The 11,903-nt window shown below is 64.0% G+C and carries 15 protein-coding genes; 6 read left to right on the plus strand and 9 right to left on the minus strand.

What is annotated here, in order from left to right; all coding sequences use genetic code 11:
* Positions 1-83 precede the first annotated feature (83 nt).
* Entirely contained in the window at positions 84-1,262 is a 1,179-nt protein-coding gene (locus tag AC1D1L_RS04715; protein ID WP_477339200.1) for an MFS transporter, read from the plus strand.
* A gap of 33 nt (positions 1,263-1,295) precedes the next feature.
* Here AC1D1L_RS04715 and AC1D1L_RS04720 read toward each other — a convergent pair whose 3' ends face one another.
* Positions 1,296-1,760, minus strand: coding sequence for a MarR family winged helix-turn-helix transcriptional regulator (locus AC1D1L_RS04720; RefSeq protein WP_477339202.1), 465 nt, complete (start codon positions 1,758-1,760; stop codon positions 1,296-1,298).
* Between the two features lie 181 nt (positions 1,761-1,941).
* Here AC1D1L_RS04720 and AC1D1L_RS04725 point away from each other — a divergent pair, with 181 nt between their 5' ends.
* Positions 1,942-2,736 carry an SDR family NAD(P)-dependent oxidoreductase gene (locus AC1D1L_RS04725; protein WP_477339204.1) on the plus strand — a complete coding sequence of 265 codons (795 nt, stop codon included), beginning with the start codon at positions 1,942-1,944 and terminating at the stop codon, positions 2,734-2,736.
* A gap of 189 nt (positions 2,737-2,925) precedes the next feature.
* On the opposite strand, the gene AC1D1L_RS04730 is transcribed toward AC1D1L_RS04725, so the two are convergent.
* Entirely contained in the window at positions 2,926-3,525 is a 600-nt protein-coding gene (locus AC1D1L_RS04730; protein WP_477339206.1) for a LysE family translocator, read from the minus strand.
* Between the two features lie 87 nt (positions 3,526-3,612).
* Between AC1D1L_RS04730 and AC1D1L_RS04735 the strand changes: the two genes are divergently transcribed.
* On the plus strand, positions 3,613-4,491 hold the full coding sequence (locus tag AC1D1L_RS04735) for a LysR family transcriptional regulator (protein WP_477339208.1): 879 nt from the start codon (positions 3,613-3,615) through the stop codon (positions 4,489-4,491).
* Positions 4,492-4,534: 43 nt separating this feature from the next.
* On the opposite strand, the gene AC1D1L_RS04740 is transcribed toward AC1D1L_RS04735, so the two are convergent.
* The 3 genes from AC1D1L_RS04740 to AC1D1L_RS04750 form a co-directional block, all read right to left on the minus strand.
* The gene (locus AC1D1L_RS04740) at positions 4,535-5,185 is read right to left on the minus strand and encodes a dihydrofolate reductase family protein (protein ID WP_477339210.1); all 651 of its coding nucleotides are present in this window, start codon (positions 5,183-5,185) and stop codon (positions 4,535-4,537) included.
* Positions 5,186-5,285: 100 nt separating this feature from the next.
* Positions 5,286-6,146, minus strand: coding sequence for a protein-L-isoaspartate O-methyltransferase family protein (locus AC1D1L_RS04745; RefSeq protein WP_477339212.1), 861 nt, complete (start codon positions 6,144-6,146; stop codon positions 5,286-5,288).
* 178 nt (positions 6,147-6,324) lie between these two features.
* A complete protein-coding gene (locus tag AC1D1L_RS04750) occupies positions 6,325-7,683 on the minus strand; it encodes an Nramp family divalent metal transporter (RefSeq protein WP_477339214.1) in 1,359 nt (452 codons plus the stop codon).
* 243 nt (positions 7,684-7,926) lie between these two features.
* On the opposite strand from AC1D1L_RS04750, the gene mntR reads away from it, so the two are divergent.
* Positions 7,927-8,382, plus strand: a complete 456-nt coding sequence (gene mntR, locus AC1D1L_RS04755) for a manganese-binding transcriptional regulator MntR (RefSeq protein ID WP_181058845.1) — start codon at positions 7,927-7,929, stop codon at positions 8,380-8,382.
* Positions 8,383-8,482: 100 nt separating this feature from the next.
* On the plus strand, positions 8,483-8,671 hold the full coding sequence (locus AC1D1L_RS04760; RefSeq protein WP_192260049.1) for a hypothetical protein: 189 nt from the start codon (positions 8,483-8,485) through the stop codon (positions 8,669-8,671).
* Between the two features lie 40 nt (positions 8,672-8,711).
* Here AC1D1L_RS04760 and AC1D1L_RS04765 read toward each other — a convergent pair whose 3' ends face one another.
* From AC1D1L_RS04765 to AC1D1L_RS04780, 4 genes are read right to left on the minus strand one after another with little or no spacing between them, the layout of a single operon-like run.
* Positions 8,712-9,611 carry a hypothetical protein gene (locus AC1D1L_RS04765; RefSeq protein ID WP_477339216.1) on the minus strand — a complete coding sequence of 300 codons (900 nt, stop codon included), beginning with the start codon at positions 9,609-9,611 and terminating at the stop codon, positions 8,712-8,714.
* Entirely contained in the window at positions 9,608-10,063 is a 456-nt protein-coding gene (locus AC1D1L_RS04770) for a hypothetical protein (RefSeq protein ID WP_477339218.1), read from the minus strand. The genes AC1D1L_RS04765 and AC1D1L_RS04770 overlap by 4 nt, the downstream gene beginning before the upstream one ends.
* Positions 10,057-10,560: a hypothetical protein gene (locus tag AC1D1L_RS04775; protein ID WP_477339220.1), complete on the minus strand. Its 504-nt coding sequence runs from the start codon at positions 10,558-10,560 to the stop codon at positions 10,057-10,059. Before AC1D1L_RS04775 ends, AC1D1L_RS04770 begins: the two co-directional genes overlap by 7 nt.
* Positions 10,548-10,766, minus strand: coding sequence for a hypothetical protein (locus tag AC1D1L_RS04780; RefSeq protein ID WP_477339222.1), 219 nt, complete (start codon positions 10,764-10,766; stop codon positions 10,548-10,550). Before AC1D1L_RS04780 ends, AC1D1L_RS04775 begins: the two co-directional genes overlap by 13 nt.
* A gap of 191 nt (positions 10,767-10,957) precedes the next feature.
* Here AC1D1L_RS04780 and ypfJ point away from each other — a divergent pair, with 191 nt between their 5' ends.
* Positions 10,958-11,890: a KPN_02809 family neutral zinc metallopeptidase gene (ypfJ, locus tag AC1D1L_RS04785; protein ID WP_142866943.1), complete on the plus strand. Its 933-nt coding sequence runs from the start codon at positions 10,958-10,960 to the stop codon at positions 11,888-11,890.
* Positions 11,891-11,903: the final 13 nt, after the last annotated feature.

Below are 11,903 nucleotides of genomic sequence, written 5' to 3' on the forward strand. Positions count from 1 at the left end.
TCAGCTATTTTTGGTCATCTTCATTGACATCATGCCCTGTTATGTCCAATTGTTCAATAAGCTTTGAACTAAGGACACCCCCAATGGACAAGCGCCTCTTCTGGCTTGCGCTCGGATCGTTCACGATCTCGACCGAAGGCTTCGTCATTTCCAGCCTTTTGCCCGACATCGCCACCGACGCCGGCATTTCCATCCCGCTCGCCGGCACGCTGATCACCGCTTTTGCGCTCGCCTATGCGATCGGCACGCCGATCCTGGCGACGCTGACCGGTGAATGGGACCGGCGCCGCGTCATCCTGTGGACGCTGACGTTCTTCGTCATCGGCAATCTGGTGGCAGCACTGAGCTCGTCCTTCGAACTGCTGCTCATTGCCCGCATCATCATGGCGCTGTCCTCGGGCCTGTTTGCCGCAACCGCGCAAGGCACGGCGGTGGCGCTGGTCGATGACCATCACCGGGCGCGCGCCATCGCCGTGGTCGTCGGCGGCACCACCGTGGCGGTTGCGCTCGGCGCACCGCTCGGCGCGCTGGTCGCCGCCTTTGCCGGCTGGCGCGGCACCTTCTTTGCCATTGCCGGGCTTGGCGCGCTGGTCGGCGCCATCCTGTGGTATCGGCTGCCGCGTGGCATCATCGGCACCAGACTGCCGCTACGGGCACGGCTTTCGGCAGCAGTGCGCCCCGGCGTCATGCCAATCCTGTTGACGACGACTCTGGCGCTGATCGGTGCCTTCACCGTCTTTGCCTATGTCGCACCGCTGGCCATCGAAAGCGGGGGCCTCAGCCCGATTGCGTTGCCCGGCATGCTGCTCGCCTTTGGCGTCGGCGCCGTCATCGGCAACATTGCCGGTGGCCAGGCGGCCGACCGTTTCGGCGCGACGCGCACCGTCGGCTGGTCGCTGGCGCTGAGCGCGGCCATGCTGGTCATGCTCTCGGTTATCCCCGCCTTCCTGCCGCAGCATCTCGCAGGGCCGGCATTGATGGCCATGATGGTGCCGTGGGGCATCGTCGGCTGGGCGTTCCCGCCGGCGCAAGCCAGCCGCATCATCAAGCTGGCGCCCGACGCCGCTCCGATCGTGCTGTCGCTCAATGCCTCGGCGCTCTATCTCGGCGTGGCGCTGGGCGCGGTGGTCGGCGGTGCCGTGCTGCGCTACGGCGTGCCGGCCGATCTCGGCGTGGTGGCGGCGGTGTTCCCGGTTATCGGGCTCGGCGTCGTGGTGGCCGGCCGCTGGGCGGCACGACCAGTCGCCATGCCGGCGGAGTAATGCCGTTTCCAGATATGATCGCCGGCCGCTTCTTCAGCTTGAAGGGGCGGGCGGTGGTACTTCGTAATCCAGCTCCGCGACTTCATCCAGCATGGTGCGCAGATCGGCCGCCCGTTGCCTGCCGACCATGTCCTCGAAGCGCTGCTGGGCAGTGCTCCACAGTTTCGTCGCCTCTTCGAGCTTGGCGAGGCCTTGGGTTGTCAGCCGCACCCGCTTGATGCGGCGATCGTCCTTGTCGGCGAAGGTCTCGATATAGCCGTCGCGGATCAGCGGCTTCAGCGTGTGGCCGAGCGCCGACAGATCCATGACCATCTCTTCGGCTATGGTGCCCATCGCCGGCTCGCTGCCGACATAGATCTGGTAGAGCAGGCCGTATTGCGTGCCCTTCAGGCCAGAAGGCGCGATCACATCGTCATAGAAGCGGCTGAGCTTGCGCGCGGCGCGCCGCAGCGTGGCATTGTTGCAAGGGCTAAATCCCGGCATCGCAGTCTTGGTCATCACGACTCCTCACCGGCGAAAAGCGTCTGTCGGCCTGCCGCAGAAATAGTTTCTGCCGCCTCCGTTGACAAGATGGTGGCATATACCTACTTCCCAGATAGTGGTATATGCCACTAATTGGAAATCAGGCGGCGAGCGGGGGACATCCCATCTCGCCGGGCAGCTAAAAAGGAACAGGACAATGAGTGGACAGGACAATAAGGGCACCGCAGTCATCACCGGCGCGTCGGCCGGCATCGGAGCGGTCTACGCCGACAGGCTGGCCGGGCAGGGCTACGATCTGGTGCTGGTGGCGAGGCGCGCCGACCGGCTCGAGGAACTGGCTGAAAAGCTGCGTTATGCCTACAAACGCAAGGTCAGCGTGATTGCCGCAGATCTCGCCGACGACAATGATGTGCGCCGCGTCGAGCAGGCGATCGCCGCCGACGACAGCGTGACGCTGCTGGTCAACAATGCCGGCATTGGCGGCCAGCAGGTCGTGGCGACCGCCGACGCCGACGAGGCCGAGCGCATGATCAAGGTCAATGTCATTGCCTTGACCCGCCTGACCCGCGCCGTGCTGCCGGGGCTTTTGGCGCGCAACCGCGGCGCCATCGTCAACATCGCTTCGGTGCTCGCCTATGAGACCTCGTTCGGCGGCATCTACAGCGGCACCAAGGCCTATGTCGTCAACTTCACCGAAGGGCTGCACCGCGAGGTCGCCGGCACCAATGTGAAGGTCCAGGCGGTGCTGCCGGGCGCGACCCGCACCGATTTCTGGGAGCTTGCCGGCAGCGATATCGACAACCTGCCGAAGGAAATCATCATGAGCGCCGACGATATGGTCGATGCGGCACTTGTGGGTCTCGCCAGGGGTGAAGCCGTCACCGTGCCGGCGCTTGCCGATGCGGCCAAGCTCGACACCTTCCTCGGCGCCCGGCAAGCCTTCTACGGCAGCCTGCACGCCGACAAGCCGGCGGCGCGCTACGCGGCTTGAGGAGGCTGGTTCGCTTTCGCGAACCCCCACCCACGCTCACTTCGTTCGCGACTTGCCGAGGCGAGCCACGGGTCTCGCCCGTCCTTCGGACCCCCACAAGGGGGAGGGTAGCAGGCGCGCTCCCTACCTCCCCCTTGGGGGAGGTCGGACCGAAGCTCCGGGTGGGGGTACTGGCGCAAGCTTTACAGATTAAGCAGTCCGCCACATCGGAATGATTGACGCCGCCAGCACCAGCGCCAGCACGATGTTGAGCGCGCGCCATTGCCATTCGGTCTTGAGCAGCCGTGCCAGCACCATGCCCGCAACGCACCAGATCGACAACGAAATGGCGGCGGTGAGGCCGAAGGTCGAGCCGAGCAGCAAAGCCAGTTGTCCCGGTCCGTCGGCCAGCGCCGCGAACGAGGCGGCGGCACCCAGTCCCATCGCCCAGCCCTTCGGGTTCATCCACTGAATGCCGGCGCCGCCGAAGAAGCTGTTGGGCTTGGCCATCGTCACATCGAGATTGGGCGGCCCGGCTCGGCCGATCTTGATTGCCAGCCAGACGAGATAGAGCGAGCCGATGATCTTCATCGCCAGCTGCAGCGACGGCATGGCGAGCAGCAGGCCGGCGAGCCCGGCGGCGGCGGCACCAGTCACCGTGGCAAGGCCGGCAGCGCTGCCGGCCATCAGCGGCACAGAACGGCGAAAGCCGAACTGCGCTCCCGAAGCGGTGGACAAGGTGGTCGCGATGCCTGGCGTGGCGGTGGCCACGAAGGCAAACAGGATAAGCGGCAGGATGGGCTGGAGCATGAGGCGTCCTTCATCGAAGGCCCCATGGTAGACCGCCGCCTGCTTCAGTAAATGCAATGTTTGCGATGCCTGGCATTAGCAGATATAATGCTAGTCATGATCCGTAATCTCGACACCGCGCTGATCCGCACCTTCGTCACCGTCGCCGACAAGGCCAGCATGACGGCGGCGGCAAACGCGCTGCATTTGACGCAAGGCGCCGTCAGCCAGCAGGTGAAGCGGCTGGAGGAGGCACTCGGCTGCTGCCTGTTCGAGCGCGACCGGCGCGGCTTGCGGCTGACACGGCCCGGCGAGCGGCTGTTCGGCAAGGCAAAGCGGCTGCTTGGCCTCAATGACGAAATCTGGGCCGAGATGGCGGGCACGGACGTGGCCGGCCAGGTGCGGCTCGGCGTGCCCTACGATCTCGTCGGCACCTTGCTGGCGCCGGTGCTGAAGGCCTATGCGGAGACCTATCCGCGGGTCGAGATTTCGCTGCTCTGCGCTGCCTCGCCGGACCTTGCCGCTGCCCTTGCGGCCGGCACCATCGATCTTGCCGTCATCGAGGAACGGGTGGGTCCGTCGGCGGGCGAGTGCCTGGTCATCGACCGGCTGGTCTGGGTCGGAGCCAAGGGCGGCGTCGCCCGCGCCAAGCGGCCGCTGCCGGTGTCGATCGTCGCCGACACCTGCGCCTTCCGCCCGGTGGTGCTGTCGGCGCTGAACGAACACGGGCTGGAATGGCGCACCGTGTTCGAAAACGGTAACATCGACGCCACGACCGCGACGGTGCGCTCCGACCTCGCAGTCACCACATGGCTCGCCTCCACCGTGCCGGCCGATCTCGACATTCTGCCTTCCGATTCAGGGCTGCCGCCGCTGCCGAATTTCTCGATCAATTTGCACCTGCCCAAGTACGGCGCAGCGCCGGCCGCGCAGGAGTTTGCGCGGTATATCAGGGATGGGCTGGCACGGCGAGCTGTGGCGGCTTGAACCTCCTCTCCCTCACGACGTGGGGGAGAGGAAATAGGCCCAGCTACTTCCAGGTTTTGCGCCGCTCGAGCTCGGCGTCGGACGGCTCCTGCGTGGCAAACGACCCGACCTTGATCTCATCTGATCGTTCGTAGGTTGCCATGATGACGCCGGTGGTTGTCGCCTGCGACTTGACAAGCTTGAAGGCGGCCGGCATCGCATCGTCGCCGAACAGCCGCTTTCCCTTGCCCAGCAATAACGGGAAGATCATCAGCCGGATTTCATCGATCAGCCCGTTGGCCAGCAAAGTCTGGATCAGCTCGCCCGAACCCTGGATGAGCAGATCAGGCCCATCTTCCTGCTTGAGGCGGCGCAACGCCGCGACGATATCTTCCCCAAGCCATTGCGTGTTCTCCCAGGTCAGGCTGTCCGGTCGATGTGTCGCCACATATTTGGTCGCAGGGTTGAAGGCATCTCCGATCGGATCTTTCTGGTAAGGCCAATACGCCGCGAAAATGTCGTAGGTTCTCCGGCCGAGCAGCAAAGCGAAGGGTTTGGAGAACAGTTCCTCCATTGCCACGCCCGCCACCTCGTCAAAGTAATGGAAGGTCCAGCCGCCGAACTTGAAGCCGCCGACCGGATCCTCTTCCGGACCGCCTGGCGCTTGCATGACGCCGTCTAGGCTGACGAAGGCGGCGGCGATGATCTTCCTCATTGGATTTTTCCTTCTCTTTGGTCCGCGCCGTCGGGCCGGACTTCGATCCAAGGACGGACCGGCAGGCGGCCTTCCGACAGGTAACGGCAAAAAAGGATACCTATTGCCGCTGTCGCCTGCCGCCAAGCGCCTGCGACGAAAACCAGACGTCGCCGATGACAGCGGTGGCGGTGCGGTCCGGGGCCCTGTCTGATGTCAGCCAGATGGAGCGGCTTCGCGCCGCTTGCTGGAGGTCGGGGATTTTCGCCGCCGAGTTGGCGACCGAGGCGCCGACGCAAGGGATGAACCATGAGCGCATGAACGGGTCGCAGGCAAAGCCCTTGTCGGTGCGGGTCACCGTCACGGCAAGGCCGACGCTCTGGGACGGGCGCCAGGGAAAGATCATGCGGCCGCCGGGCTTTAGCGCTCGCAGCCAGGCGACCGGCGGGGCGATGACGCCAGCGTTGACATAGATGATGTCGGAAGGCGGCAGATCGCTCGTGACGGCATCACCGTGAATGACGCTGACATTGTCATAGGTTTCGAGGTTCTTTGTCGCTTTGGCGGCAAGGTCGGCCTCCAGTTCGAAGGCGGTGACCGCGCCAGGCGAAACCAGCCGTGCCAGCAAGGCGGTGTAGTAGCCGGTGCCGGCGCCGACATGGGTGACGGCCTCACCCGGTCTGGGGGCGATCCGGCCGATCCACATGGCGTGCAGGGAGGGCTCGCCATTGTTGATGCCCTTGTCGGCATCGAGCGCCACCAGCACGTCCTGATAGATGTGAACCGGATCGGCGCTCGGCGTCATGATCTTGCCGTTGCCGGTGATCAGCGCCCTGCCAGCAACCACCGTCCACGGTCCGGGGCCGAGAAAGGCCTCGCGCGGCACCGTGGCGAAAGCCTGTTCGAGACGCGGATCGGCCGAGCCGGCACTGGCCGCCATCAACTGCGCATAGAATTTCCTGGCGTCTTCGACACTTGTCATGATGGCGAACAAGATAGCGCAAGCCGCCAGTTTGTCGCGGTCTGGAGCAATTCCAGGAAAAGTGTGAAACGGTTTTACCGGGAAAAGCGCGTAGCGCTTTCCCTTGGGAATTGCGTTAAAACAAAGAGATAGAGCAGGTCGCCGCTTCCGCGAAACGGCGAACTACTCGAGAAGAAACTCAGCCGACGCCGAAGACGGTGTCGTAGAGCAGCTTGAAATTGAGCACCAGGATGATCGCGGCGACCACCCACGCGAGGGCCGCCACGCCGCGCGGAATGGCAAGGTTGCCCATCTTCTTCTTGTCGGAGACAAACTGCACCAGCGGGATGACCGCGAAGGGAAGCTGCATCGACAGGATCACCTGGCTGAAGACAAGCAACTGGCCGGTGCCCTTTTCGCCATAGAACGCGGTGACGACCACCACTGGAACGATGGCGATGCCGCGCGTCAGCAGCCGGCGCGCCCATTGCGGGATGCGCAGGCGCAGGAAGCCTTCCATGACGATCTGACCGGCAAGCGTTGCCGTAACCGTCGAGTTGAGGCCCGAGGCCAGCAGCGCCACCGCAAACAGGATCGAGGCGATGCCGAGGCCAAGCAGCGGCGACAGGAGTTCGAAGGCTTGGCCGATTTCGGCGACGTCCTGATGGCCGGTGCCGTGGAAGGCGACAGCCGAGACGATCAGGATCGAAGCGTTGACGAACAGCGCCAGGACGAGCGCGATGGTCGAGTCGGTCGTCGCCCATTTGATGGCGTCGCGCTTGCCCTTTTCGGTCCGCTCATAAGCGCGTGTCTGCACGATCGAGGAGTGCAGATAGAGATTGTGCGGCATGACCGTAGCGCCAATGATGCCGATGGCGATGTAGAGCATCGCCGGGTTGGTGACGATCTCCGTCGACGGCACGAACATCGAATGCAGGATCGAGCCGACCGGCGGGGCGGCGGCGAAGATCTGGATGGCGAAGCAGCCGAAGATGATGATCAAAAGCGCGATGACGAAGGCTTCGAGATAGCGGAAACCCTTGTTCATCAACAAAAGCACTATGAAGGCGTCGAGCGCCGTCAGCATGGCGCCGCCGATCAGCGGAATGCCGAACAGAAGCTGCAGCGCAATGGCCGTGCCGATGACTTCGGCGAGGTCGCAGGCGATGATGGCGAGCTCGCAGGCGATCCACAGCACGAAACTGACCGGGCGGGGATAGTAGGCGCGGCAGGCCTGGGCGAGGTCACGGCCGGTGGCGATGCCAAGCCGGGCGGCGAGCGCCTGCAGCAGGATCGCCATCAGGTTGGACAGCATGATGATGAACAAAAGCGTGTAGCCGAACTGGGCGCCGCCTGCGAGGTCGGTCGCCCAGTTGCCCGGATCCATATAGCCGACCGAAACCATGTAGCCCGGTCCCATGAAGGCGAACAGGCGGCGGAACCAGACGCCGGTCTGCGGCACCGCGATCGTGGAATTGACCTCGCGCAGGCTCGGCGGATTGTCCTCCGGCCTGTCAAATCGCCAGGCTGATCCCACGGTTGCGTCGGCTTCGGACATGTACGGCTTTCCACTGGATGGATTGGTTGATGTCATCCTATCTATGCCAGGGCTCAACATTATGCAATAGGCTATATTTCATTGTATGTGCTTCTTGTTGAGGCAGGCGATGGATGCGCAGGGGGTGATCGCAAACGCCGGTTGCGCCTGCCATGGAATGCAAATAAACGGCTGGAACAGTTAAGCCCGTGCTATGAATGGCAAAGGGCGATTGATTTGTCGAAAGCCAAGAGGGAACACGTATTGGCGCTGAAGCATAAACCGGTTCGACGCGAGGAGCCGCTTCCGGACGCCGATGTCCATTCCGAAGGCTTCCGGCATACGCGCGAAGCGCGCCGCAGCGCGCTGGTCGAGGACTATGTCGAGCTGATCGCCGACCTAATCGAGGACGGCAATGAGGCGCGCCAGGTCGATATTGCAGCACGGCTCGGCGTCGCCCAGCCGACGGTGGCCAAGATGCTGACCAGGCTGTGCGCCGACGGGCTGGTCTCCAGAAAACCGTATCGCGGCGTGTTCCTGACCGATGCCGGCCGCAAGGTGGCGGAGGAAAGCCGCATCCGCCACCAGACGGTGGAGGCTTTTTTGCGCTCGCTAGGCGTCAGCGCCGAGACGGCGCGGATCGATGCCGAAGGCATCGAGCATCATGTCAGCGCCGAGACGCTGGAAGCTTTCCGCAAGGCGATGATCGCGCCGCGCTGAGCCTTGCCAGCCTCGAACCAAAGTCCACGGGAACCTCTGCACCTCAGGCTCGTTGCTCCTGACGTCGCGCGCGATTGTTGCGCGCCAAGGGAGGAAAACCATGGGCGTCGAACAGGCACCGACCGCGAAAGGCAAGCAGGCCGCCAGGGGATTGAAGCAGGCAGCTGCAAAGGACGAGCGCAAGACCGAGGCCGAGACCGGCCGGCCGCTGAAGAAGGGCGCCGCGCGTTTCGAGGAACGCTCCAAAAGCTCGGATGGCAAAAGCGCGGGCGCCAAGCAGAAGATCTGAGTTCTCGCTCGCATGCGCCAACGCGCGGCTTATTCTTCGCTCACATCCTGCACCCAGCTGCGCGGATGGCCGTCGACGCGGAACTGGAAGATGAAATAGGGCGGGATGCAGGGCCCTTGCCGGGCTTGGCCTCGGCCAGATCGTCGTAGCCGGCGGTGCAGATATAGTCCTCGCGGCAGGGATGCGCCTTGTCGCAGGCGCGCAGGGCGGCAGTCTTGGCAAATTCCTTGGTGCAGAATTTGTGGTCCTTGCCCGACGCAATGCAGTCGTTGAAGCCGGTCTTGGCCAGCCGCCCGCAACTTGCCTCGTCGGGAAGCTTGTCGCAGCTTGCCTTGCGCAGCATGCCGCCGGGAAAGCCGCCGGTCTTCTGTTCGGGATTGTCGTAGCGCTGGCGCGCCGCGCCATAACCGGCGAGTTTTATCGGCGGTTTCTTGTCGCGCGCCGGATCGATGGCACAGGCCTTTGTGGTGGCCGGCGAAAGGCGGCAATACTGGTCGCTGGCCCATTTTGACATCTTGATCTCGCCGAACTCGCCGGGATCTCCGATCTGGGTGCCGCCTTTGCTGACGCAGGTGCCGAAGCCCGGATGGATGGCGCTTTCATGGACGCTAGCGCAGTGCAGGCCTTCACCACAGCTCCAGTCCTTGAAGCTTGCGTCCTCGCCGCTGTAGCAGATCGAGCCCCAGCCATTGTAGAGGTCGGTGCCTTTCAGCGCCTCGGCATATTTGGCATCGGGACGGGCGGCGAAGCCGCGGGAGAAATCCGGATGGCTGCCGGCGGCGAAGTCCTCGACGATGGCGCGCCGGCGCGGCAGGTCGGCGAAGAACACAGCCGAGCCCGGTACGAAGACAGCGTTGCGGCGCGGCTCGCTGGCCGGATCGGCGCCGGTGTAATGAAAGCCGGCAATGCCGTGCGTCTGATGGCAGCCGGTGCAGGTCATCTCATTGAGGCGAAGATTAAGCCGGCCACCAATTTCACGCTGTGCAGTGCGTTGCCTCTGGCGACATAGTCCTGCAGCGCCTTGTCGATATCGGCATCGTCGAGCAGCCCATAGGCGATGTTGTTTTGCGACCGGCTCATGCCGCCGGGCGCGACCGAGACGGCGCTGGTCGCCAGGAATTTGTCGTCGATAACCAGCCGGCCGCGATCGAGATCGTAGATGTTGCGATCGGTCAGCAGCCATTTGGCGAAACCCGGCCGGTTGGCCAGCACGATCTTCCTGTCGATCTGGTTCTCCATCTTCGATTCGTGGAAGGTGGAAGTCGCCGGGTCCCATTTGAAAATCTTGAGGAGATATTCGGCGTGGCCGCCGAAATCGCGCCGGCTCGAGGCCGACAGCCGGAGAACCTGCATGTTGAGTTCGAGCCGCATGATCTGCGATGAATTCAGCATGGCGTGGACAGCGGACCTTCATCGGAGCGCAGCCAGGCCGCCAGCTGATCGGGTGGAAGGTCTTTTTGCCCCGCGACCAGCCAGCGCTTGGCGACATCGGCACACGACACGGCGGTGACGCTTGGACGGTCTCTCGAAGCGCGGGCGCGAACCTCGCCGGGCTTGGCGTTGAAGACCAGGCTCATGGTCAGCGGCAGGCGCGACGAAATGCGTTGTGCCGTCTTCCCTTTCGCCGGCTTCTTCGCCACCGAATAATGGAAACGGTAGATCAGCCTGATCTCGCCGCATTCGGTGTGGCCGAGATTGCCGCGGTCCATGCGGTTGACGACGCCAGTCAGGTCCAGCGTCGAGCCATCGTCATCGATGTAGTTGGGGTTGAATTTCTGGCTGGGGTCCTTCGTCTTCGCCATAGCGGCGACATAGGGGTCGGGACTGCCGGCGGGCTCGTCGGCGATCTCCTGCTTGACGGCGTTGCGCACCGGGGTCAGCGCACGCACCGAAAACAGGCCGCGATTGTCGACCTCACGCGTGAGACCCAGCGCCGGGCCGAGCGGCGGCTGATGGAAAGACCATCACGCTCGAGCGCCTGCAATGTGTCGGGGTCGGTGACGGCGACGCTGGAATCGAGCGTCACGGCGCACGCCGGCCACGGGCCGAGGCACAGCAGCGCCGCCAGCAACAGAAATCGGCCGATCGTCCGCAAGCCCCTGATACCCCCATTCGAACCGGATGCTACAGCGCGCAGGCCGCCTCGACCAGAGCGCGAAGCCGCGATGCCGGCGGCGCGAAAAATACTGTGACTTGGTGCAACCATTGGGATATTCGTTTGTTGGGTCGGACAGGGCCATACCATCGGCCGGGTCTGTCGGGAATTTTGCATCACGGGGAGTTGCCATGCTCTGGAAGGGCCGCCGTCAGAGTGACAATGTCGAGGACGAGCGCAGCGACAGCGGCGGCGGTGGTTTCGGCGGCGGCAGCCCTGGCCAGTTCCGCGTCCCGATCGGCGGCCGCACCGGTGGCGGCGGCAGCATCCTGCTCGTCATCCTTGTGGTGCTGGCCGGATGGTATTTCGGCTTCGATCCGTCGCAGATCCTGGGCAGCGGCGACAGCGGCGGTGTGCTGCCGGGGGGCGGCGGCCAGATCACCGACAACAGCGGCGGCCAGGACGAGGGTGCCGGCACGCCTGCTTCCGACGAGATGAAGCAGTTCGTGGCGACGGTGCTGGCCGAGACCGAAGAGACCTGGACCGGCATCTTCCAGTCACAGGGCTTGAAGTACGAGGACCCGAAGCTGGTGCTGTTCAGCGGCCAGATCCGCTCGGCCTGCGGCTCCGCCTCGACGGCAGCCGGCCCCTTCTATTGTCCCGGCGACCATAAGGTCTACCTCGACACCACCTTCTTCCAGCAGCTCGACCAGCAGTTCGGCGCCTCGGGCGATTTCGCTCAGGCCTATGTGATCGCCCATGAGGTCGGTCACCATGTGCAGAACCTCACCGGCATCCTGCCCAAGTTCAACCAGATGCGTCAGTCCATGGGCGAGGCGGAAGCCAACCAGATGTCGGTGCGGATCGAGTTGCAGGCAGACTGCTTCGCCGGCGTGTGGGCACACTTCACCGGGCAGAAAGGCATTCTGGAACAGGGCGACATCGAAGAGGCGCTGAACGCCGCCAAGCAGATCGGCGACGACACGCTGCAGAAGAAGATGCAGGGCTATGTCGTGCCGGAAAGCTTCAACCATGGCACCTCGCAGCAGCGGCAGACCTGGTTGGCGCGTGGCTACAAGAGCGGCAAGCTGTCGGATTGCAACACGCTGACGGGTCCAATCTGACGAGACTGTCTCA

Source organism: Mesorhizobium sp. P2_D6 (assembly GCF_056404315.1).